Here is a 20759-nt window from a genome sequence, read left to right as displayed (position 1 = left end):
CACTGATGGAACCCTGACCATGTCCCCGCTGATTCGCCTGCTCGCCAGCTTTATCGCCTTGATGATGGCCATGGGCATTGGCCGTTTTGCCCTCACCCCGCAGTTGCCCCATCTGCTCAGCGAAGGCCAGATCGACCTGACCGCCGCCGGCCTGATCGCCGCCGCCAATTACCTGGGCTACCTGTTGGGCGCCCTGGATGCAATGTTTGCCCGACGCCCTCGCCAGGTTCGCCAGCGCCTGCTCGGCGGCCTGTGGTTGTGCGTGCTGCTGACCCTGGCCTCGTTCTGGGCCCAAGGCTTCTGGGCACACTTGCTGCTGCGCTTCGGCACCGGGGTAGCCAGCGCCTGGGTGCTGGTGATGATCACCGCCCTGAGCCAGCCCCTGGCCCAGGCAGCCGGTCGGCCACGGCTCGGCGCCCTGGTATTTGCCGGGCCGGGCCTGGGTATCTTTCTGACCGGGTTGCTGGTGCTGGGCTCGAACCTGCTCGGGCAAAGTTCGGCCATGCTCTGGCTGGTGTATGCCGCGGTCGGTTTGCTGATGCTGCTGGTGATCCTGCCGATCCTCCCGCAGCCCGAATCCATGCCGCTCACCGCGCCCGCGCCTGCTACTGCCGAGGGCCGGGAAATCCCCCGCCTGGGGCTGATCTACGGCCTGTACGGCCTGGGCTACATCATCCCGGCGACCTTTCTTTCGCAGATGGCCAGCGCGCATTTCCAAGGCCAGTGGCAGGCAGACCTGTTCTGGCCCTGTTTCGGCCTGACGGCGGCGCTCGGGGTATTGCTGGTCAGCCTGCGCCGCGCCAGCCCCGGGGCAACCCGCTATTGGCTGATGGCAACGCTGTGGATGCAAGCTGCCGGGGTCTTCGCCTGCCTGCTGGGCGATGGCACCGGGCTGGTACTGGGGGTGATCCTGTGCGGGACTTCGTTCCTGGCCTGCATGCAATTGGTGATGCAGCGCTCACGGGAGATCGCGCCCCATGCCACCCAGCGCAACGCCGGGCTGTTGACCGCCTGCTTCGCCATTGGCCAGTTGAGTGGTCCGCTGCTCGCGGCCCTGAGCAGCCATTACAGCGGCGACCTGCACCCGGCGCTGATCATCGCCGGCGGGGGCCTGCTGCTGGCGGGGGCGTTGCTGTTAAGCCGCCAGCGGCTTGCCGGCAAGAGCCCGAAAGCCTGCGCAACCCTTACAGAAAGCGGCGAATACGTCGGCGCAACCACTGTTCGGCGCTGACGAACGTAATGCCCAACAGCACCAGCACCGCGCCCATCACGAAGTTGAAGCTCAGGGGCTCACCGAGCAGCACCACCCCAAAGGTCACGCCGAACAGCGGGGTCATGAAGGAGAACACCGCCAGGTTGGCCGCCAGATAACGCCGCAGCAGCCAGAACCAGGTCAGGTAGCTGAAAAACGACACCACCAGCCCCTGGAACAACACACTGGCGACCGCCACCGGGGTCAGGCTGACATGGCTGATCTGCCCGCTCAGCGCAGCAATCAGCAGCAGGCCGACAAAGCCGACGATCAATTGATAGAACAGGGTCAGGGTCGCCGGCGCCTCGGACAGCCGCGAGGCACGCACGACCACAGTGGTCGCGCCCCAGGCCATGCCGGCCAGCAGGCCCAAGGTGTCGCCCAGCAACATGCGCCGGTCCAGGTTCTCCAGGGATATGCCGCCGGCAAAGGCAATGCTGATGCCGATAAACGCCAGCAGAATCCCCAGCCACTGCAGGGGCCGCAGGCGCTCACTGGGCAACAGCCAGTTCACCCCCAGCGCGGTAAAGATCGGCGCGGTGTACAGAAACACCGACATATGGGCGGCGCTGGTCAGCTGCAGGCCTTCGGCGATAAACAGAAACTCCAGGCCGAACAGGCTGCCGGCCAGCAAGCCGCCACGCCAGGTGCTGCCGATCTGCGACCAGCCGCCCTTCCAGCACATCAACAAGGCCACCAGCAGCGCGGAAATCCCGGAGCGCGCCGCAGCCTGCATCACCGGTGCAATATCGGCCGCCGCCCACTTGATCATCACCTGCTGCACGCCCCAGATCAGGCACAGCCCCAGCATCACTTGCAGGGCAAAGCCATCGGCGCTACGCCGCTCGGTGCTCACCGCAAACACTCAACGTTAATCAACGACATGGCAGTTACTCGACAAAAACGAAAAAGCCTCGCGATGGCTGCGTGGCGAAACAGACTCAGGTGGGTGTACGAAAAGGCATTGCCAGGACATCGCCGGCCATCCACATCCGTGGCGGCACAAGGCAAGACCGGCTAAGCGCGAAGATCGCCAAAGCGCCGCGCACAGGCATAGCCGATACTGCAGGCGACAGCGCTGGCGAAGGTGCCCCAGGCCATGTCCAACAAGGCCAACTGCGCCGACCAGCCGTGCAGGGTCGACCAGTTGCTCAGGTCATAGGTGCCGTAGGCCACCAGCCCGAGCAAAGCACCGAGCCGCGTACTGTGCAGCCAACTGCCCCGAGCCAGCGCCGGCTGTACCGCAAACACCAGGCAACCCAGGACATACAGCAGATAAAACAGCGCTGCGGGGGCCAGCAGCGGCTGGTCGAGCATCAGCGAACCCAGCAGCGCCTTGTAGGTCGGCCCCATCAACAGGCCCAGCCAAAGGCCGTCGAGCAGCAGAAACGCGAGCAATGTGCCGAAATAGGCAATCAGCCGGAGTCGCATGTCGAATGGCCTGTTCAGTGGGGTCCCGCTCAGCTTAGTTCAATGCGATCGGCATGGATCACGATCTGACCCTGCTTATACAGCGCGCCGATGGCCTTCTTGAAGTTGCCTTTGCTGACACCGAACAAACTGCTGATCACGGTCGGGTCGCTCTTGTCGCTGACCGGCAAGGTGCCGTTGTTTTCACGCAACTTGGCGAGGATCTTCGAGTTCAGGCTGGTGGAAGCTTCTTCGCCCACCGGTTGCAGGCTCAGGCTGATCTTGCCGTCACCACGAACTTCTTTGATAAAGCCTTTTTCTTCTTTGCCCGGGCGCAGGAACTTGAACACTTCGTTCTTGTGGATCAGCCCCCAGTGCTTGTTGTTGATGATCGCCTTGAAGCCCATGTCGGTGGCTTCGGCCACCAGCAAGTCGACTTCCTGACCCGGCTGGTAGTTGGCCGGGGTCTTGTCCAGGTAGCGGTCAAGACGCGCGGTGGCGGTGATACGGCGGGTGTGCTTGTCGAGATAGACGTGCACCACGCAGTACTCGCCGGCGGTCATCTGGCGCTTTTCTTCGGAGTACGGCAGCAACAGATCCTTGGGCAAACCCCAATCGAGGAATACACCGATGCTGTTAACTTCAACGACTTTAAGACTGGCGAACTCACCGACTTGAACTTTCGGTTTTTCAGTAGTTGCGATGAGTTTGTCTGCACTGTCCAGATAAACAAAAACATTGAGCCAGTCTTCGTCTTCACTGGGAATATCTTTGGGAATATAACGATTAGGCAGCAATATCTCGCCGTCCGCCCCACCGTCCAGATACAAACCAAAGTTAGTGTGTTTAACCACTTGCAAACTGTTGTAGCGCCCGACTAAAGCCATTTCCAATACCCTCATTGCGTGGGCGGCATTCTACAGGGGTTTTACCCGGTTGGTTTGATGCGCAGGCGGGCGGTGGACGAAATTTCCTTGAAGACATTGATTTTTCTCGATTTCCACAGCCATAGGCCTCCGCTCGTCAGGCAGAGGCCGTCCCGAACTCCCCGACCTGACCGCTAAAAAACGCCATAATCAAGACAAAGCTTTAGTTAAAACAGCAGCTTAGGTAAATAAAGCGAGCACTGTCCGATGCTCAACTCTTTATCACCCAAGTATTTCGAAGGATATTTACCAAGCAATTGTCAAGCATTTCATGTATTATGCGTGGCCAAGTTAATTTTCTACAGGTTAATGGCCGCCATGCGTGTAAAAGCATCCAACAGCAAAGCAAAGCCAGCTCCAGCCGTTGAAACCAGCGAATCGATCAACAACCAGATCGCTGCATTCCTCAAGTCTGGCGGCGAGATCCAGCAAATTGCCAAAGGCGTCAGCGGCCAGACTTTCGGCCCGTCGAAGCAGATTACCCTCGGCAAAAAGTAATACCCCCGCAGCACATCCTGGTCCCTAAGCGCTTTGAACCTCAAAGCGCTAGGACTAGAGCCTGACCCCCCCTTTCCTTGCATAAATCGACGAACGGCCCTCAACCCCGAGGTTTCGCCGGTATGCTTGCACACGTCTAGAACGGGCCTTTGCCAAGGGCTCTTGGTTTCTGCTCCTCGCTACCCATGGAGTGCAGCATGCTCAAACCCTCTTTCCTGCTGATCAGCGCACTGCTGGCCAGCCCCGTCAGTCACGCCCAGGTTTTCCAGCGTGAATTGGGCGACTTCGACCTCAAGCTGGGCACCACCCCGACGCGCAGCATGGCCCAGGGACTGGTCAAGCCGACCAGCTCCGGCTCATTCCACGGCGGCCTGGACCTGAGCCATGACAGCGGCTGGTACGCCGGGCAATGGTCGCCCAGCGTGGGGCTGAGCCCATCGAGCAAACTGGAAGTGGACTCCTACCTCGGCTACAAGCAGCCCTTCGACCAGACCCTGGGCTATGAGCTGGGGATGATCCATTACAGCTACCCCAAGCTGGAAACCCTGGACAGCCATGAATTTTTCGGCGGCCTGACCCTGCTCGGCAGCCGCTTTGGCGCGGCCTTCAGCAACGACCCGGACAAACGCAACAGCACCCTGTTCGCCGACCTCGGCGGGAATGCGCCATTTGGCATCGGCGTCAGCGTCAAATACACCAACCATCAGCTGGGCAACCCGGTGTCGATCACCAGTGGCGGCTACGTCAACAGCTTCAATGACTGGTCGGTGAAGCTCTCACGGCCGTGGATGGGGATCGACCTCAACCTGATCTACAGCGACTCCAACCTCAACGGCGGCGACTGCTCGGCCTATTCTGGGCAAAACGCCGAATGCGACGGCCTGCTGACGTTCAAGGCCGAACGCTCCTTCTATTAAAAGGCTGAACTGCGGGGCGCCTTTCGGGTTCAGATACACAAACCCGCATTCGCAAGGACTCGCCCATGTCGCGCCGGTTAATCCATTTCGCAATGCTGTTAGTGCTGTGCTTCGCCTCCAGCGCCTGTAACCGCGTTGGCCTGGCCTATCGCAACCTCGACGTGATCATCCCCTGGACGCTCAACGACTACCTGGACATGAACAGCGAGCAAAAGGGCTGGTTCAACCAACGCCTCAAGGAACACCTGAGCTGGCATTGCAGCACCCAGCTACCGGGCTACCTCGACTGGCTCGACCGCCTGCAGCAAATGGTTGAAAGCAACCAGGTCGACGACGCGGCCCTGCAAGTGCGAACCCAGGAAGCCAAGCAGGCCATCGCCCAGACCGCCCGGGAGATCACCCCATCGGCCATCCAATTGCTGCAGGGCCTGGACGATCAACAGGTCAAGGACATGAACAACGCCTTCGCCAAGGATCAGCGCGAGCGTCAGGCGCAGTACCTCAAGCCGACCTTGCAGGAACAGATCAAGCAACGCAGCGAGCGCATGACTAAACGCCTCAACGCCTGGCTGGGCGCGCTCAGCCCGCAACAGCAGCAGCGGGTCGAACAGTGGTCAGCCGACCTCGGCGATCAGAATCAACAATGGATCGCCAACCGCGCCCATTGGCAGACGCAGTTCAGCGCCGCCGTGGAGCAGCGCCATGTCAGTGATTTCCCGCAACGCATCGAGCAACTGCTGGTCAATCGCGAGAGCTTGTGGACGCCGGAATATCGCCAGGCCTACGCCGCCACTGAACAGGCGGCACGCAGCCTTTTGGTGGACCTGATGGCCCAAAGTACGGTGGAGCAACGCCAACGTCTTCTGAAGAAGATCGATGGCGTACGCAGCGACTTCGAAGCCCTCAAGTGCCTAAAAGCCGCGCGCCAGAGCTGAAGCTTTCACTGGCAACTGGCGACGCGGGGCCCAAGGCTCAGGCAATCTGGGCCTTGCTCGCCACTTCGTCGAAGGTCGCCGGATCCAGGGCATCGGCCTGTTCGTCCAGTACCTGACGCGGGTGATCGTTGCCGGGGATACTGCTGTCGATCATGCACAACAGGCTGGAGCCCCGCGGCGTCAGAATGAAATTCTCACCGTTGCCGCCCTCGTCCTCCGGCCGCGACTCGATAAAGCCCCGATCCAACAGCAGCTTTTCGTACTCGGTGGCCGTGACCTTCAGCTCATCCAGATTGCCCGTCGACTCGCCCTCGGCTTCCTTGGCCGCCGCATGCTGCTCGGCGTAGGGCCGCGGGGTAAAGCTATGGCCGGCGCTGTTCTGCACTTCGTGCAACAGCCGTTCAATCAAATCCCAGTTATAAGTCGTCATCCTGATTCAACCTCCACACATAAGAGTGAAATGCCTTTCATAGGTTGTGACCGGTGTGGTTTTCAGCCGTTCAGGATTTCCTGCGCCTGATCCGACCCTTGATCGGAAACCGCTGGGCACCGGGTCGAACGCGGCAACGGCTACCCCGCATACCACCAAGCCCCGGCTAAGCTGCAAATATGACCCCCGCCGACCTCAGCCTGCACCAATACACCCTGCGTATGAACCGGGTGCTGGAGCATATCGACCATCACCTGGACCAGCCCCTGGAGCTGGCGGACCTGGCGCAAATCGCGCATTTCACCCCACGGCATTTTCATCGCCTGTTCAACGCCTGGGTCGGGGAACCCCTGGGCGATTACCTGCGCCGCAGGCGCCTGGCCCACGCCGCCTATCAACTGGCCAGTGAACCTCAGGCAAGCATCCTTGAGGTCGCGTTGACGGCTGGCTTCAGTTCGGGCGAGGCGTTTTCCCGGGCCTTCAAGCAACACTACTCAGTCACCCCAAGCAGCTGGCGCAGCAGCGAACCCAAACGCTGGCACCGTCGCCTCAGCGACGTGCGTGAGCGCCGCCTGCGCGAGTTACCCAACCCCGATCAGACCCATATCCCGGGATTCGACGACCCTGACGCCTTCATTCACCTCAAGGAGCCGCTGATGAACGTCACCCTCAAACACCTGCCACCGGTGCCCGTGGCCTGCCTGCGCTACACCGGCCCCTATGGCACCGGCATCGGCCTGTTCTGGCGCGAGACCGCAGCGCGCTGGATGATCGACAACCAGCTGTTCAATCGCGTGCGCTATGGCATCGGCCACGACGACCCGAGCATCATCCCGGCCCACCAATGCCGCTACGACGCCTGCATCGAAGTCCCCGCCGAGCTCATCAGCGCCGCACCCGCTACCCTCAGCCTCCTGCCCGGCGGCCTCTACGCCGTCGCGCCCTACGCAGGCAAAGGCCCGGACATCGCCGATGCCTGGCTCGAACTCTGCCGCGACTGGCTCCCGCGCAGCGGCCTGCAACTCGACGCCCGGCCGGCCTTCGAACGCTACCCGGTCTACGCCCCCTACGACGCGCAAACCGGCGAGTTGGAATGTGAGATCTGTATTCCGGTGAAGGCGCTTTAACCAAAGGGCTCCCCGTGGCGAGGCAGCGTGCTCCGGCTCGACCGCACAGCGGTGGCAAAACCTGAGCCCTAATTATCCCGGGTAGAACCTCATAGCAGTCATCAAGCTAGCGTCACACAAGGTATTGAGCACACCCCCAAAAGCTTCGAATCAGCACAGCTCTACCAGCAAATATCCCCCCTCAGACCAGAGGCAAAAAACGCCGTTTCCTCTGCATGAGAAAACAGCGCTTTCTTTAACTGACCAGCATGAATTGGTACTCGCCCTACTCTACTTTCCCTCCAACAGGCCTGATTGACCTAGAGACTGTCGCTGGTAGAAAACCCACCCCCATCGCGAGGACGGGAACTACTGAATGAACTGTTTGAGTTGGAAGATCCGGAACTGCGACTACTACTGTCTCGACTCGGAGCCTGCGCCACCGATAGCGCGCCCTTCATGAAACCAACCATCAGCGAGTTGACGTTGCCACTGCTGGAAACGCTCTGGCTGGCTCGACCCGCCTCGCTGGCCAACAGACTTCGTTCAAGCTGTTTGGCTCGTTCATATTCGCCCTGAGCCTCTTCGCACTTACCCTGCAGAAACGGTACCTGCTTCTGCAACGCTTCAAGTTCGGCGCGCAGATCACGTACTTCCACCACCTGCTTATCATCCTCGGAACCGGGGGTTTGCGCCGCCAGGCGTGCAAGCTTCTGGTCACTCATCTCGGCCAGTTGCTCGGCCAACAGTACTGAAGCCTGCGCCAGATACTCGTCCCGCTTCGCGCTGTAGGCATCCAGACTGGCATGCACTTCATTGGCTTGGCCTTTAGCCACCTCCACCGCCTGCAGCGCAGTCTGCAAGCGCTGCTGAAGCTCGGCAAATTCACCGCCGGTGGACGCCGCTTGATACAGCTGCGTCAGCTTGGCCTGTTGGGCAGCCTCTTCTTTCTCCAAGCGGCTGGCAGCACTTTGATTGGCTTCCTGAAGCGCCAGCAGCGTCTGCTCGGTGCGCCAGTTTTCAGTAAAGTTGCACAGTTTGGCGACCCAGCGGTCAGCCTGCCGCCAAGGGGTCCAGCGTGGGTAGCCCGCGGTCCCGAACTTGCGCGACTTCAAGTACAGATATAACCGGTCGACCTGGAAGCTCTGAAGCTTGCTCCGGCATTCATCACGCAGCTCCTCATAGGACTCAGACGCTGCAACCCGAGCCATCTCCGCCTCACGCAATGCGAGTACCTGACGCTGATAGCCTGGGTCATCCGCCAACTGCCGATCGATGCCCGCGACCTGAGCCTGAAGCCCACCCGAAACCTCCATAGCCGCTCGCAGATGGTGTTCCACACTGGCCTCAGCTGCGGTCAGGCGCTCGCGCAACTGTGCCTCGCCCTCATTGCGCTGCTTCAGCAAACGCTTGACTTCAACCGACTGCTGGCCAACGTTCTTGAGTTGATAACCGGCGATCTGCGCCAACGCATCAGTGATTTCCTGTTCCAGTCGCAACTCGCGCTCATGGGCCTTGGACAGCTCTCGCTGCAGCTTGCGCAGTTCATATTCATAGCGTCGGGAGTTTTCACTGAGGGTCGCCATCATGCTGTTCGCGCTCATCACCACTCCAAAATGTAAGCAGGTTTGGCGGTTGTACGCCCTTTGACGAACTTGAAGCTCAAGGAATTGGCATCCTTGCTGCCCAGACGCCGATTATCCACATGACCATCGGCCAACTTGTCATTCTTGACCTCCTGATAGGTGGCCTGATTAACCCGAACACCGAATATTCTGGCGTAACGCTTCTCCCCGGTCTCGATACTGGTAATCGGCACCGGTACCACATTGCCGGCAGCGTCGGTCGCCTCGGTCAACAGGTACCAACTCTTGCCCCCGGTCGGGTCGTAGTTACGCTCGACCATTGATTTTTCGCCCACACGGCTCACCACATCCAGCTTCAAAGGGGTCTTGGCAAACGCCAGTAACTGCTCTATCTCCTTGAGCCCACTGGTGGTGCCGGAGACATCCAGGGCCTTGATCGCTTGGTCTACCTTATTCAACAACGGCTGGAATTGCGCCGCATCCCCCTGGCTCAACCCCATCTGCTGCACACTTGCCCGGGCCGCCTCAAGGGAGGCGAGGTAATTGGGGTTCAAACTTTGCCGATCGGTCAGTCTTACCGCCCGGTCCACCTTGGCAATAGCCGCCGTCACACCCTTGGTGTCAGCATCATCCAACGCCCATTGGGCCTCCTTGGCTGCCGCTGCAACCTCGGGGACAGCCTTGCTGGCAATAAGAAACTCGCGACTGGCAGTCAAACGCTTGAGTTTTTGCGCCGCGACCAACAGGTTCTTGATCTTGTCCAGTTGAGCCTGCACGTCCTTTAGCGATGTGACGCTTGCTTTCAAGTTGTCCCTGGCATTGGAGACCATGACCCCATCGCTGAAACTGCGCTGTTCTTGAGGCAGGGCAAACTGCGGCAACTTGATCGACGCCTGCTCACGGGCTTTCGCCAACCCGTTCTTGGCCGTATACATTAAACGCGTCGCCGCCGCGACCTGCCCCGCCTGAACTTCGGGCTCCAGCTTGCCCAACTGTTCTTGCACCAAGAACACCTGCTGCGTGCGGGTGTGCGCCTCATTCTGCAGGCTGACCAAATCAGCCTGGGTATAGCGGCCTTGTTCCTTGAGGTCGATAAACACGTGGGTCCAGGCATACAGCGAATACAAAACAATGGGCGTCCATATCAGTACCCATTTCTGCCAAAAGCGGCGACGCAGGTAAGTATCCGCTACACGCTGCTCCCACCAACGCAGCTTCGGTGCTTCATAAACAAGACGTGTAGCAAAGTAGTTACGCACCCCCTGCTCCACTAGCCCATCCTCGACGTCAATACCCTTGGCTTTGTAGAACTCACGAATCCGCTCAGCCACCGCCTTGCGATGCAGGGGCAGATTCAGGTGTTTCTGGATCTCCGTCTGGCTGTGGCGCAGCTCATCAATCAGCGCCATGGCGCCCATCTGTTCGGTAAGAGAAACCTCGCTCACCTCACATCCCCTTCTGCAGGAGCGCGGTGAAGCGGCGCTTGCTGTCCTCAGTGACCGACTCGATTTCCGCAGCGGCCGACGCCGACTCCTTACGCAGCTCCTGAATCAGGCTCAGGCTACTGGCCTGGAACTCCAGCACCGCATCCGCCAGCGCCTTGACCGAACTGGCCTTGAGGCTCGAACCGTAACCGGCCTTGAGCGCCGCATTAAGCTGGTCGCCTCCAACACGGGCCTGCACTTCAAGACTGGTATTGATACCGTCGGTCATGGCATTCAGAGTCTGGGTGGTTTCTGCCAGGCCGCCGGAGGAAGTGAAACCCGCCGCCAACCCTGTCAGGACAATCTCGTTGGTGGCGAAGAAACTGACTGCCCGCTGATACAGCCGCTCCTTGACCGCGTGATACTGATTGAGGCGGGCGAATACCAACTCCGCCGCACCATAGGCGGCCTTCAGTTGATCGGCGATGTCGGTAATGATCTGGAAGCGTTTGTCCTCATCCTGCAAATCACGCAGCGCCACATCCCGCTCCAACTCCAGCTTGGCCTGGTCCGGCGCGGCCGCCCCCACCACCTCAAGTGCAGCGCTGGCGTCCGCCAAGGCCTGGCGTCGGGCATCCATTTGCGTCTGGGCGATCTTCTGGACTTCACAGGCATCCACCTCGGCCGACTTCATCGCCAAGCGATAGTCCTGATAGGCCTCGAGGATCAGCGTTTCCAGCTGGATCTGCTCATTCGCCGACTTGGCCACGGCGAGGTAATTCTCGCGGATGCTCTCAAAACGATCCGGGATCGAGCCGCGACGCATGTTCAACCACGCCAACTGAATGCGCTCGGAGAACTGCAACTTGCCGTCGGCCATCCACTCCATCATCTGCTGCGCATCGTTGCGAATCGAATCGAAACTGGTGGCGATATCGGCATAGCGGGTGCTGATGTCCATGCCCTGCAACTTGTCGCGCACCGCAGCGTTAAACGCGGTGGACTGCTGCAAGGTGGCGGCGATATTGGTCACGCGGTCAACGTCATACACCGCCACCTTGTCCAACAGCGCCAGCACTGGCATCTCCTGCTGGGGGAAAGTGATGCCGATGGAGCGCAAGGCCGACATGGAGCGTTCGAGGTAATTAATGAGCATGGGCGTATTCCCGTTGTGGAGCCATTGAGCAACGGCTCCATCATCCTTTGATAGGTGAATAGGCGAAGGGGGTTGGGCCCCGGAACAGATTCCGACGCGGGGGTCGGAGGCCGTAAAGTGCATGGTATTTACATCAAGCCAGGAAAACATCGACTGGACGTTTTTCGAGGCGTTCTTCGAGGTGCTTTCAAGCTCTGCGTCCGCCTGAAATGCGCCCCTTTTAGCGCATAGAGTGTTGCTCAAGAGCAACTGGCAAACGTGCGCGAGAATAACACCACCTTCTGCTGGCTGAGAATTCACCTACGCCGAATACAGGCAGTGATTTGAAAGCAACCCGAGGTCGTCAGCGGTTAAGTTGGCTGAACGGGGTCCTCGATAAAATAGGAAAGGCCTTACAACAACATCAGAAACCCCAACCCGGCCAGCCCTTTAAAGGCAATCAACGGATTGGCTATAGTCGGCAAGCCGTCGATAACGACGGCTGGGTTTGGCGACCTAACACCAGAACTGATGCAAAAGCCGCTGCTTGCAGGTACTTTTGCACCCGCACAATCGCTCTATGGCGGCTGTGCGTGGGAGACCTTCGGGTCTGCCGGCTTATCTGGTGCCGGCTCGCCAACCTGCGTACAGCTGCCACCCGTTGTTTGGCGACGATGGGAACAGCATAAAAGCCCACCACCAGAGATTTACTCATGAACCGATACATGCCCATTACCGGACACGACTGCACATTCCCTTCCCTGCTGATCGACACCCATGCGCCCATCGACGTGCTGCACGACGCAGCCGCCTACCGCATTCGTGCCGCCACCCAACTGCTGGAAAATTTCGCAGGCCCCGAGAAACCAGACCACGCGCCGGTCGTGCTCCAGGAACTGACCCTGGCCTGTACCATCCTGCTGCGCGACGGCTGTGATTTACTGGACGTGACGACGCGACGCCTGCAAGAACAACTCACGCTCTAAAACAAAACGGGCGACCTGAGAGTCGCCCGCTTAATGCCATCAAGGAAAATATGCCCGTAACACCATCGAACATACCTCACCGCCAAATCAGAGCGGTCTACGACGCCCACACCATTCGCGTCTACCAAGCCTATTGCGACACCATCGCCGACACCGCCCTGGCCCACGGCACATTCATATCCCCACCGTTCAAAATGGAACGCATGACCTGGGTTAAACCGTCCTTCCTGTGGATGATGTACCGCGCCGGCTGGGGGTTTAAAGACGCCGGGCAAAAACGCATCCTCGCCATCGACATCAGCCGGGAAGGCTTCGAATGGGCACTGGCCAATGGCTGTTTAAGCCATGCCGATGAGTCCGTCAGCCAAGAACAATGGCTCACACTGAAAAACAATTCACCGGTGCGCATTCAATGGGACCCGGAACGGGATCTGCACTTGCAGCCACAGGAACACCGCGCGATTCAAATTGGATTGAGTAAAGAAGCGGTGCAGTTGTATGTGCATCAGTGGATACAGCGTATTACTGACGTCACACCCTTAGCCCATTCGATCTGCAAACTGGTTCAGGAGGGGGATTTGGTAAAAGCGTGGGAGATGATGCCGGAGGAGCGGGAGTATCTACCGTCGACAGAGAAGCCCCTGTTGTAGACGAGCTCACCCGGCATTTCTATCCATACGTTGTCTTATATGCCGGCACAAACCCAAACCCCATATCCCCCTCGAAGGTGAAACACATGAACCACCCATGATCCGCGGCCAGCAGGTAGTGGTGCTGGGGAATGGAAAACAGACACTCCGGCACCTCGAGCAAGGCCGAGACATCGCCCACTACTGCGAGGCTGGTGGCGCTGTCACCGACGTACACGGCGTCTCCGGCGAGGCGAAATTGCTGGACCATCCGGGCAAAGAAGTCGCTGAAGGCCTGGGTCTGCTGCTGGCGATCCAGCGCCACCTCGGTCACCGCGAACGGCAGGCTCGGCCAGTGTGGGCGCAGGTTGCGGATCTCGAACCAGCCCTTCATCAGGTCAAAGTAAGCATCGACTTGCGGTTCGATCCGCAGTTGGCCGCTGGCGAGCGGCTGGCGCAGGTCCTGCAGCAGTTCCTGGTCAAAGTAGTTACTCATCTGCGGTGTGCTCCGGGTCGGATTCTGCCTTGTCGCGCAGAGCCTGGGCCAGGCGTTCCATGGCCTCGGCGTCGCGCTCGGTACGGGTGTTCTGCTTCAGGGTCGGCAATAACAGGTACGCCAACAGGCTGCGGTCGCGTGGGGATTGGGGAAGGCGCTGGGCGACCCAGTCGGCCAGCACTCGGGTGGGCATGATCGAACAAAACGCCTGATAAGGCCGGGCGCTGGCGAAGGACAACGTCAGGTAGTGCTCGGCCAGCAACCGTTGCTCGCTGCGCTGCCAGGAACGATGGGGGATCAGTTGCAGGGCGACTGCGCTTGCAGGGCTGGCAGCGGGGTATTCGCGCAGCAGCCACTGCGCGGCCTCGGCGGAGCTCATGGCACGCAGGGTGGCGCACTGCTGGTTCAATTGGGCATCCATTGCTCATCTCATTGCTGATAACTGCTTTCCCGGCCGCACGGGGCTTCGGGGCGCTCACGATAACAGCCGGCCAGCGGAAACAAAGTCATTTCCTGGCGCTGCGCAGCGCCTGAAACTCTGAACTTTTATCCGCCCCTCGGCCTCAACCGGGTAACTGCCTTATCGGACCCCGAGGCCACTGCCATGAAAACCCTGCGTAACCTTGTCATCGCCAGCACCCTGCTCTGCGCCCTGCCCGCCTGGGCCTGCACCCTCGAAGAGGCCACCGCCAAGCGCGAACAGCTGGCCCAGGAAGTGACGAAACTCACCCAGCAGAACCCGACCAAGGCCAAGGAGATCAATGATGAGTTGCAAAAGATGAACCTGGAAACCGCGAGCAAGGACCTGCCCGACAAGTGCCAGTTGATCGATCAGCGCCTCAAGGAACTCGACACCGCCGGCAAGAAAGCCGACAGCTGATAGTCCGGATGCAAAAAGCCCGGAACAGGTCCGGGCTTTTTTCAGGGTCACGCCAGGCGCTTATTCAGCAGCTGGAGCTTCCGGCTTGCGGCGCTTGAGCGGCGCCATGCCGTCCTTGCTGACCAGCGACAGGGCATCGGTTTTTGGCCGATTGGCGATCTTGCGCTTGGTTGGAGCCTTGGCCCCGGTCTTCTTCTTGTCGCCCTTGGCGTCGACCTTTTTCTTCTTCACGCCCACGGCCTTGCCCGACGCCTTGACCTTTTTCGGTCCGCCGTAGGTGCCTTTGACTTCCTTGATGGTGCGGCGCTCGAAGCTCTGCTTGAGGTAGCGCTCGACGCTCGACATCAGGTTCCAGTCGCCGTGGCAGATCAGCGAGATGGCCAGGCCATCATTGCCGGCGCGGCCGGTACGACCGATACGGTGCACGTATTCGTCGCCGCTGCGTGGCATGTCGAAGTTGATCACCAGGTCCAGGCCGTCCACATCGAGGCCGCGTGCGGCTACGTCGGTGGCCACCAGGATCTTGACCCCGCCCTGCTTCAGGCGGTCGATGGCCAGCTTGCGGTCCTTCTGGTCTTTCTCGCCGTGCAGGACGAACGCTTTGTAGTCCTGCGCCACCAGGCGGCCGTAAATGCGGTCGGCCATGGCCCGGGTGTTGGTAAACACGATGGCCTTCTGGTAGGTCTCGTTGGCCAACAGCCAGTTGACGATCTGTTCTTTGTGCTGGTTGTGGTCAGCGGTAATGATTTGCTGACGGGTGGTAGCGTTCAGCTGGCTGACGGCGTTGAGCTGCAGGTGCTCCGGGTTGTTCAGGACCTTGGCGATCATTTCGCGCAGGCCCGAACCGCCGGTGGTGGCCGAGAACAGCATGGTTTGCTGGCGGTTGGTGCACTCTTCCACCAGGCGCTGCACGTCTTCGGCAAACCCCATGTCGAGCATGCGGTCGGCTTCGTCGAGTACCAGTACTTCGACTTCTTTCAAATCGAGGTTGCCGGCGTTGAGTTGCTCGATCATGCGGCCCGGGGTGCCGATCAGGATGTCCGGCACCTTGCGCAGCATGGCGGCCTGGACCTTGAAGTCTTCACCGCCGGTGATCAGGCCGGACTTGATGAAGGTGAACTGCGAGAAACGCTCGACTTCCTTCAGGGTCTGCTGGGCCAGTTCGCGGGTCGGCAGCAGGATCAGGGTCTTGATGCTGACGCGAACCTTGGCCGGACCGATCAGGCGATTGAGGATCGGCAAGACAAAAGCAGCAGTCTTGCCGCTGCCGGTTTGAGCTGTCACCCGCAGGTCACGCCCTTGGAGCGCGAGCGGGATAGCCGCTGCTTGCACAGGCGTAGGCTCGACAAATTTAAGCTCGGCCACGGCTTTGAGCAGGCGTTCGTGCAGGGCGAATTGGGAAAACACGGGTGCTACCTCGAAGATATGCAAAAAAACAGCTGCATAGGTTACCGGTTTCGAGCGCCGAGGCCGAGTTTCTTTGCGCGAACGGCGCTAAACCGATGGTTTTTTGTCAGCGGGTTTGTCGGCAACCGTCACTTTTTACGGCTTAAATGCTCTAATCGACCGAACTTGTCTTACAGAAGAATCGTTTTAGCTTATGGATTTCAAACAGCTCTGGCTCAACACCCAAGACCTCTGGGGCGCCCTTGATCAGCACCCGTTCCTGCTTTCCGGCCTGGCCCTGGCCCTGCTGCTGGCGGTGGCCCTGGTTCTCGGACGAGTGGCGCGCTATGTGGTGCTGCACGTCACCAAACTGCTGGGGCGCCAACCGGCCCTGCACTGGATCAACGACCTGCGCCACAACAAGGTGTTTCACCGTTTGGCACAGATGACTCCGTCGCTGGTGGTGCAGTTCGGCCTGCACCTGGTGCCGGAACTGAGCAAGGCCAGCCTGGTGTTCCTGGGCAACGTGGCGATGGCCTTCACCATTTTGTTCCAGGTCCTGGCCCTGAGCGCCCTGCTCAATGCCCTGCTGGACATCTACGCCCGCACCGAACACGCCCGCACCCGCTCGATCAAGGGCTATGTGCAGTTGGCGAAGATGGTGCTGTATGTGTTTGGCGCGATCATCATTGTCGCCACCCTGATCGACCGATCGCCGCTGTTACTGCTGTCTGGCCTGGGGGCGATGTCGGCGGTGATCCTGCTGGTCTACAAGGACACCCTGTTGTCGTTCGTGGCCAGCGTGCAGTTGACCAGCAACGACATGCTGCGGGTCGGCGACTGGATCGAAATGCCCCAGGTCGGCGCCGATGGCGACGTGGTGGACATCACCCTGCACACGGTCAAGGTGCAGAACTTCGACAAGACCATTGTCTCGATCCCGACCTGGCGCCTGATGTCCGAGTCGTTCAAGAACTGGCGCGGCATGCAGCAATCAGGTGGGCGGCGGATCAAGCGCAGCCTGTTTATCGACGCCAGCGGCGTGCGCTTCCTGCATGACGATGAAGAGCAGCGGCTGAGCAAGGTCCGCCTGCTGACCGACTACATCAGCCGCAAGCAGGCCGAGCTCAAAAGCTGGAATGAAGCCCAGGGCAACGTCGCCGCCATGTCGGCCAATCGTCGGCGCATGACCAACATCGGCACCTTTCGCGCCTACGCCCTGGCGTACCTGAAGAGCCACGCCGAGATCCAGCCGAACATGACCTGCATGGTCCGGCAGATGCAGACCACCGCCCAGGGCATCCCCCTGGAAATCTACTGCTTCACCCGCACCACGGCCTGGGCCGATTACGAGCGGATCCAGGGCGATATCTTCGATTACCTGCTGGCGGTGATGCCGGAATTCGGCCTGAGCCTGTACCAGCAACCCAGCGGCAACGACCTGCGCGCCGGCCTGCTGCCCGCGGTGCTCGGAGCCAGCGCAATTCCCGAAGCGGAAAAACGCGCAATCTGATGTGCCCCGTAGCCGCTGCCGCCAGGCTGCGCTGGCCCGGGAGACCGCCGTGGGGTGTCAGGTGGATTGATGGTGTCGCAGCCTTCGGCAGCGGCTACAGGTCCGTAGCCGCCCGCGGGAGCGCCGCTGGGTTTCAGGTGGATCGAGGCTGTGAGGTGTTGCCACGTCGGCTGATCCATACCGCCGCCAGGATCACCAAAGCCCCGAAAAACAACCGCCCCAGTTCTTCATGCTGGTTCCAGATCAACAGGTTGATCAGCAACCCCACCGGCACGTGCAGGTTGTTCATCACTGCCAGGGTCGCACCGTTCACCAGGCATGCGCCCTTGTTCCACCAGTACAGGCCCAGCGCCGTGGATACCAGACCGAGAAACAGCAGCACGGCCCATTGCAGCGGCGCTTCGGGCAGGAAGTTGGATTTGCCGAACAACAGAAACGCCGGCAACGCTACCGCCAGCGCCCCCAGGTAGAAATAGCCAAAACGCCGGTAATGCGGCAGATCCGTGGGGTGACGCGCCACCAGATGCTTGTACAGCACCTGCCCGGCGGCATAGGTGAAGTTGGCCAGTTGCAGCAACAGGAAGCCGAAGAAGAAATCCGGGCTGATGCGGTCGTAGCGGATCACCGCCGCACCCGCCACCGCCACCAGTGCCGCCAGCAGGCCCCAGGGGTTGAAACGTCGGTTCAAGGCGTCTTCGATCAGGGTCACGTGCAACGGCGTGAGAATGGTAAACAGCAACACCTCCGGCACCGTCAGCACACGAAAGCTCAGGTACAGGCAGACGTAGGTCACGCCGAACTGCAAGGCACCGATCACCAGCATGCCGCGCATAAACTTGGGCTCGACCTGGCGCCAGCGAGTCAGGGGAATGAACACCAGCCCCGCCAGTACCACCCGCACCAGCACCGCGAAATAGCTGTCGACGTGACCGGCCAGGTACTCGCCAATCAAGCTGAAGGAAAACGCCTGGATCAGCGTGACAAAAAGTAGATAGCCCATGGTCGCCTCGTCTGGAATGGCGGCGACGATAGCGGTTTGCCGATTCGCAGGCAAAAAAAACCCGATCTCGCCATGCGTTCGATCGGGCAGGAGCACTCAGGAGCAACAAGTGCAAAGGGAGGTTCGATGCGCGAACCGCTTGAAGGGGGAGCGCAGGCGTTACTTAAGCACTGCGCGATTATCTGACGATTAACGGATCAGGCGACCTGGGCCAGCTTGGCGTTGGCCTGGTTCAGGCCCTTCTCCTGGAAGTCGCCGCCCAGGTTCATGCCCTCGGCATGGATGAACTCGACATCGTGGATGCCGATGAACCCCAGCACCTGGCGCAAGTAGGGTTCCTGATGGTCGGCCGGGCTGCCGGCATAGATCCCGCCGCGGGCGGTCAGCACGTAGGCACGCTTGCCGGTCAGCAGGCCCTGGGGGCCGGTGGCAGTGTATTTGAAGGTCACGCCGGCACGCAGCACATGGTCGAGCCAGGCCTTCAGGGTGCTGGGGATGGCGAAGTTGTACATCGGCGCTGCCAGTACCAGTACATCGGCAGCCAGCAGTTCGTCGGTCAATTGGTTGGAGCGCTCCAGGGAAGCGTGTTCGCCGGCGTTGCGCTGTTCCGCAGGCTTCATCCAGCCGCCCAGCAGGTCGGCGTCCAGGTGCGGCACCGGCTGGCGCGCCAGGTCACGCACGGTGACTTCGTCGCCTGGGTGGGCGGCTTGCCACTGGCTGATAAAGGTCTGGGTCAGTTGGCGAGACACGGAATCTTGCTGGCGGGCGCTGCTTTCGATGATCAGGACGCGGGACATGGGCTGTAGCCTCCATCGGGGTGCGTAAGTCGATGGAGGGGAGACTAAACAGAGTGATATCGATGAAAAAGCGCAAATAACTGCTATAACCAATCAACAAATTCGTTTATAAGCGCAGCGTACCCGGCATAAGCCCTACAGGCCGGGCACACCGGGATCACTTGGCGGAACAGTTCAGGTCCAGCCGCAGCTTGATAATTTTGCGGTTGAACTTGGCGGTGACGTTTTTGCTCTGCCCCGCGGCGACTTCCACCTTGCGCGTGCGCGGTGCTTCGGGGCCGTTGCGAAACACCACCGAACACAGCACATCGGTCTTGCCGAAGTTGTTCAACTGGATGGAGCCGATGTCCTGGTCGGTGTCGAAGGCGGTGTAGTCGACGCTCAGGCCGTTGAGCTGTTTCTCGACATCGATCGGGTAGGCAAAGGCGCTGAGTGGCAGCAGGGCCAACAGCGCACAACAGAATTTTTTCATTCGGCAGTCTCCAATGTGGAGCGCCAGCTTAGGACAAGAGGAGCCCCTCATGAAAGCGCCCCGCGTTACCCTCGATCAATGGCGAACCCTGCAGGCCGTGGTCGACCATGGCGGCTTTGCCCAGGCTGCCGAGGCGCTGCATCGCTCGCAATCCTCCGTCAGTTACACCGTGGCCCGCATGCAGGATCAACTGGGCGTGCCACTGTTGCGCATCGACGGCCGCAAGGCGGTCTTGACCGAAGCCGGTGGCGTCTTGCTGCGGCGTTCGCGGCAACTGGTGAAGCAGGCCAGCCAGCTGGAAGACCTGGCCCATCACATGGAGCAAGGCTGGGAGGCCGAAGTACGGCTGGTGGTCGACGCCGCCTACCCCAATGCGCGCCTGGTGCGGGCCCTGACCGCCTTTATGCCCCAGAGCCGCGGTTGCCGGGTACGACTGCGCGAGGAAGTGTTGTCCGGGGTCGAGGAGGTGCTGCTCGAAGGCGTCGCCGACCTGGCCATCAGCAGCTTCAGCATCCCCGGCTACCTGGGCACGGAAATGAGCTCAGTGGAATTCGTCGCCGTGGCGCACCCGGAACACCCCCTGCATCGCCTGCAACGCGAGCTGAATTTCCAGGACCTGGAAAGCCAGCTGCAAGTGGTGATCCGCGACTCCGGCCGCCAGCAACCCCGGGATGTCGGCTGGCTCGGCGCCGAACAGCGCTGGACCGTGGGCAGCCTGGCCACCGCCGCCACCTTCGTCGGCAGCGGCCTGGGTTTTGCCTGGCTGCCCCGGCACCTGATCGAACGGGAAATCAGCGAAGGCGTGCTCAAGGTGCTGCCGATGGAACAAGGCGGCAGCCGGCACCCGACCTTTTACCTGTACTCGAACAAGGACAAGCCCCTGGGCCCGGCCACTCAGATTCTGGTGGAGCTGCTGCGCACCTTTGACACAGCGCCGCTGGATGCGCCCTTCGCCGCCCCCGAACAAGCCTGACCCCCACC

23 protein-coding genes are annotated in these 20759 nt (G+C 60.4%); 10 read left to right on the top strand and 13 right to left on the bottom strand.

What is annotated here, in order from left to right; translation table 11 throughout:
* Positions 1-19: 19 nt before the first annotated feature.
* Positions 20-1231: an MFS transporter gene (locus MF4836_RS33075; protein ID WP_078473906.1), complete on the top strand. Its 1212-nt coding sequence runs from the start codon at positions 20-22 to the stop codon at positions 1229-1231.
* Here the strand turns inward: MF4836_RS33075 and MF4836_RS33070 are convergent.
* The 3 genes from MF4836_RS33070 to MF4836_RS33060 all read right to left on the bottom strand — a co-directional run bounded on the left by MF4836_RS33070 (position 1185) and on the right by MF4836_RS33060 (position 3549).
* A complete protein-coding gene (locus MF4836_RS33070; RefSeq protein ID WP_078473905.1) occupies positions 1185-2108 on the bottom strand; it encodes a DMT family transporter in 924 nt (307 codons plus the stop codon). The two genes, MF4836_RS33075 and MF4836_RS33070, sit on opposite strands and share 47 nt — an antisense overlap.
* 161 nt (positions 2109-2269) lie before the next feature.
* Positions 2270-2683 carry a DUF2177 family protein gene (locus MF4836_RS33065; RefSeq protein WP_078473904.1) on the bottom strand — a complete coding sequence of 138 codons (414 nt, stop codon included), beginning with the start codon at positions 2681-2683 and terminating at the stop codon, positions 2270-2272.
* Between the two features lie 29 nt (positions 2684-2712).
* Positions 2713-3549: a CvfB family protein gene (locus tag MF4836_RS33060; RefSeq protein ID WP_020297769.1), complete on the bottom strand. Its 837-nt coding sequence runs from the start codon at positions 3547-3549 to the stop codon at positions 2713-2715.
* A 348-nt stretch (positions 3550-3897) separates the two neighbouring features.
* On the opposite strand from MF4836_RS33060, the gene MF4836_RS33055 reads away from it, so the two are divergent.
* From MF4836_RS33055 to MF4836_RS33045, 3 genes are all read left to right on the top strand, one after another.
* Entirely contained in the window at positions 3898-4086 is a 189-nt protein-coding gene (locus tag MF4836_RS33055; RefSeq protein WP_017337097.1) for a hypothetical protein, read from the top strand.
* Positions 4087-4283: 197 nt separating this feature from the next.
* Entirely contained in the window at positions 4284-5003 is a 720-nt protein-coding gene (locus MF4836_RS33050; RefSeq protein WP_078473903.1) for a TorF family putative porin, read from the top strand.
* A gap of 65 nt (positions 5004-5068) precedes the next feature.
* Entirely contained in the window at positions 5069-5938 is an 870-nt protein-coding gene (locus tag MF4836_RS33045; RefSeq protein ID WP_078473902.1) for a DUF6279 family lipoprotein, read from the top strand.
* A 37-nt stretch (positions 5939-5975) separates the two neighbouring features.
* Here the strand turns inward: MF4836_RS33045 and MF4836_RS33040 are convergent, their stop codons facing one another.
* Positions 5976-6368 carry a transcriptional regulator gene (locus MF4836_RS33040; protein ID WP_078473901.1) on the bottom strand — a complete coding sequence of 131 codons (393 nt, stop codon included), beginning with the start codon at positions 6366-6368 and terminating at the stop codon, positions 5976-5978.
* A 179-nt stretch (positions 6369-6547) separates the two neighbouring features.
* Between MF4836_RS33040 and MF4836_RS33035 the strand changes: the two genes are divergently transcribed.
* Positions 6548-7495: an AraC family transcriptional regulator gene (locus MF4836_RS33035; protein WP_078473900.1), complete on the top strand. Its 948-nt coding sequence runs from the start codon at positions 6548-6550 to the stop codon at positions 7493-7495.
* Positions 7496-7794: 299 nt separating this feature from the next.
* On the opposite strand, the gene MF4836_RS33030 is transcribed toward MF4836_RS33035, so the two are convergent.
* Genes MF4836_RS33030 through MF4836_RS33020 form a run of 3 tightly spaced genes read right to left on the bottom strand, consistent with a single transcriptional unit; the run spans position 7795 to position 11634 of the window.
* Positions 7795-9078, bottom strand: a complete 1284-nt coding sequence (locus MF4836_RS33030) for a hypothetical protein (RefSeq protein WP_078473899.1) — start codon at positions 9076-9078, stop codon at positions 7795-7797.
* A complete protein-coding gene (locus MF4836_RS33025; RefSeq protein ID WP_102047969.1) occupies positions 9078-10505 on the bottom strand; it encodes a DUF6384 family protein in 1428 nt (475 codons plus the stop codon). The genes MF4836_RS33030 and MF4836_RS33025 overlap by 1 nt, the downstream gene beginning before the upstream one ends.
* Position 10506: 1 nt before the next feature.
* Entirely contained in the window at positions 10507-11634 is a 1128-nt protein-coding gene (locus MF4836_RS33020; protein ID WP_078473935.1) for a merozoite surface protein 3b, read from the bottom strand.
* 698 nt (positions 11635-12332) lie between these two features.
* Between MF4836_RS33020 and MF4836_RS33015 the strand changes: the two genes are divergently transcribed.
* Positions 12333-12605, top strand: a complete 273-nt coding sequence (locus MF4836_RS33015; protein ID WP_078473898.1) for a hypothetical protein — start codon at positions 12333-12335, stop codon at positions 12603-12605.
* A gap of 50 nt (positions 12606-12655) precedes the next feature.
* Positions 12656-13255, top strand: a complete 600-nt coding sequence (locus MF4836_RS33010; protein ID WP_078473897.1) for a DUF4291 domain-containing protein — start codon at positions 12656-12658, stop codon at positions 13253-13255.
* Positions 13256-13274: 19 nt separating this feature from the next.
* Here MF4836_RS33010 and MF4836_RS33005 read toward each other — a convergent pair whose 3' ends face one another.
* A complete protein-coding gene (locus tag MF4836_RS33005; protein WP_078473896.1) occupies positions 13275-13730 on the bottom strand; it encodes a hypothetical protein in 456 nt (151 codons plus the stop codon).
* Positions 13723-14151, bottom strand: a complete 429-nt coding sequence (locus MF4836_RS33000; protein ID WP_078473895.1) for a hypothetical protein — start codon at positions 14149-14151, stop codon at positions 13723-13725. The genes MF4836_RS33005 and MF4836_RS33000 overlap by 8 nt, the downstream gene beginning before the upstream one ends.
* A gap of 183 nt (positions 14152-14334) precedes the next feature.
* Between MF4836_RS33000 and MF4836_RS32995 the strand changes: the two genes are divergently transcribed.
* A complete protein-coding gene (locus MF4836_RS32995; RefSeq protein ID WP_078473894.1) occupies positions 14335-14610 on the top strand; it encodes a hypothetical protein in 276 nt (91 codons plus the stop codon).
* A 60-nt stretch (positions 14611-14670) separates the two neighbouring features.
* Here the strand turns inward: MF4836_RS32995 and MF4836_RS32990 are convergent, their stop codons facing one another.
* Complete coding sequence (locus MF4836_RS32990; RefSeq protein ID WP_078473893.1) at positions 14671-16017, bottom strand: DEAD/DEAH box helicase; 1347 nt, start codon at positions 16015-16017, stop codon at positions 14671-14673.
* A gap of 193 nt (positions 16018-16210) precedes the next feature.
* Here MF4836_RS32990 and MF4836_RS32985 point away from each other — a divergent pair, with 193 nt between their 5' ends.
* Positions 16211-17509 (top strand): mechanosensitive ion channel family protein, encoded by a 1299-nt coding sequence (locus MF4836_RS32985; protein WP_078473892.1) that lies wholly within the window; start codon positions 16211-16213, stop codon positions 17507-17509.
* Positions 17510-17642: 133 nt separating this feature from the next.
* Here the strand turns inward: MF4836_RS32985 and MF4836_RS32980 are convergent, their stop codons facing one another.
* The 3 genes from MF4836_RS32980 to MF4836_RS32970 all read right to left on the bottom strand — a co-directional run bounded on the left by MF4836_RS32980 (position 17643) and on the right by MF4836_RS32970 (position 19778).
* On the bottom strand, positions 17643-18509 hold the full coding sequence (locus tag MF4836_RS32980) for a carboxylate/amino acid/amine transporter (protein ID WP_078473891.1): 867 nt from the start codon (positions 18507-18509) through the stop codon (positions 17643-17645).
* A 197-nt stretch (positions 18510-18706) separates the two neighbouring features.
* A complete protein-coding gene (locus MF4836_RS32975) occupies positions 18707-19306 on the bottom strand; it encodes an FMN-dependent NADH-azoreductase (protein WP_078473890.1) in 600 nt (199 codons plus the stop codon).
* 157 nt (positions 19307-19463) lie between these two features.
* A complete protein-coding gene (locus MF4836_RS32970; RefSeq protein WP_078473889.1) occupies positions 19464-19778 on the bottom strand; it encodes a 3-phosphoglycerate kinase in 315 nt (104 codons plus the stop codon).
* Between the two features lie 49 nt (positions 19779-19827).
* Between MF4836_RS32970 and MF4836_RS32965 the strand changes: the two genes are divergently transcribed.
* Positions 19828-20751: a LysR family transcriptional regulator gene (locus tag MF4836_RS32965; RefSeq protein WP_078473888.1), complete on the top strand. Its 924-nt coding sequence runs from the start codon at positions 19828-19830 to the stop codon at positions 20749-20751.
* The last annotated feature ends 8 nt before the right edge of the window (positions 20752-20759 follow it).

This window comes from Pseudomonas sp. MF4836 (assembly GCF_002018875.1).
In the GTDB taxonomy this organism is placed as follows: domain Bacteria; phylum Pseudomonadota; class Gammaproteobacteria; order Pseudomonadales; family Pseudomonadaceae; genus Aquipseudomonas.
Note: the sequence above shows the minus strand (reverse complement) of the source record. Positions and strands in the feature narration are given on the sequence as shown.

Coding starts and splice junctions, on each gene's coding strand:
- MF4836_RS33075 (WP_078473906.1), top strand. CDS start 20: ATGTCCCCGCTGATTCGCCTGCTCGCCAGCTTTATCGCCTTGATGATG.
- MF4836_RS33065 (WP_078473904.1), bottom strand. CDS start 2,683: ATGCGACTCCGGCTGATTGCCTATTTCGGCACATTGCTCGCGTTTCTG.
- MF4836_RS33060 (WP_020297769.1), bottom strand. CDS start 3,549: ATGGCTTTAGTCGGGCGCTACAACAGTTTGCAAGTGGTTAAACACACT.
- MF4836_RS33055 (WP_017337097.1), top strand. CDS start 3,898: ATGGCCGCCATGCGTGTAAAAGCATCCAACAGCAAAGCAAAGCCAGCT.
- MF4836_RS33050 (WP_078473903.1), top strand. CDS start 4,284: ATGCTCAAACCCTCTTTCCTGCTGATCAGCGCACTGCTGGCCAGCCCC.
- MF4836_RS33045 (WP_078473902.1), top strand. CDS start 5,069: ATGTCGCGCCGGTTAATCCATTTCGCAATGCTGTTAGTGCTGTGCTTC.
- MF4836_RS33040 (WP_078473901.1), bottom strand. CDS start 6,368: ATGACGACTTATAACTGGGATTTGATTGAACGGCTGTTGCACGAAGTG.
- MF4836_RS33035 (WP_078473900.1), top strand. CDS start 6,548: ATGACCCCCGCCGACCTCAGCCTGCACCAATACACCCTGCGTATGAAC.
- MF4836_RS33030 (WP_078473899.1), bottom strand. CDS start 9,078: ATGAGCGCGAACAGCATGATGGCGACCCTCAGTGAAAACTCCCGACGC.
- MF4836_RS33015 (WP_078473898.1), top strand. CDS start 12,333: ATGAACCGATACATGCCCATTACCGGACACGACTGCACATTCCCTTCC.
- MF4836_RS33010 (WP_078473897.1), top strand. CDS start 12,656: ATGCCCGTAACACCATCGAACATACCTCACCGCCAAATCAGAGCGGTC.
- MF4836_RS33005 (WP_078473896.1), bottom strand. CDS start 13,730: ATGAGTAACTACTTTGACCAGGAACTGCTGCAGGACCTGCGCCAGCCG.
- MF4836_RS33000 (WP_078473895.1), bottom strand. CDS start 14,151: ATGGATGCCCAATTGAACCAGCAGTGCGCCACCCTGCGTGCCATGAGC.
- MF4836_RS32995 (WP_078473894.1), top strand. CDS start 14,335: ATGAAAACCCTGCGTAACCTTGTCATCGCCAGCACCCTGCTCTGCGCC.
- MF4836_RS32985 (WP_078473892.1), top strand. CDS start 16,211: ATGGATTTCAAACAGCTCTGGCTCAACACCCAAGACCTCTGGGGCGCC.
- MF4836_RS32980 (WP_078473891.1), bottom strand. CDS start 18,509: ATGGGCTATCTACTTTTTGTCACGCTGATCCAGGCGTTTTCCTTCAGC.
- MF4836_RS32975 (WP_078473890.1), bottom strand. CDS start 19,306: ATGTCCCGCGTCCTGATCATCGAAAGCAGCGCCCGCCAGCAAGATTCC.
- MF4836_RS32970 (WP_078473889.1), bottom strand. CDS start 19,778: ATGAAAAAATTCTGTTGTGCGCTGTTGGCCCTGCTGCCACTCAGCGCC.
- MF4836_RS32965 (WP_078473888.1), top strand. CDS start 19,828: ATGAAAGCGCCCCGCGTTACCCTCGATCAATGGCGAACCCTGCAGGCC.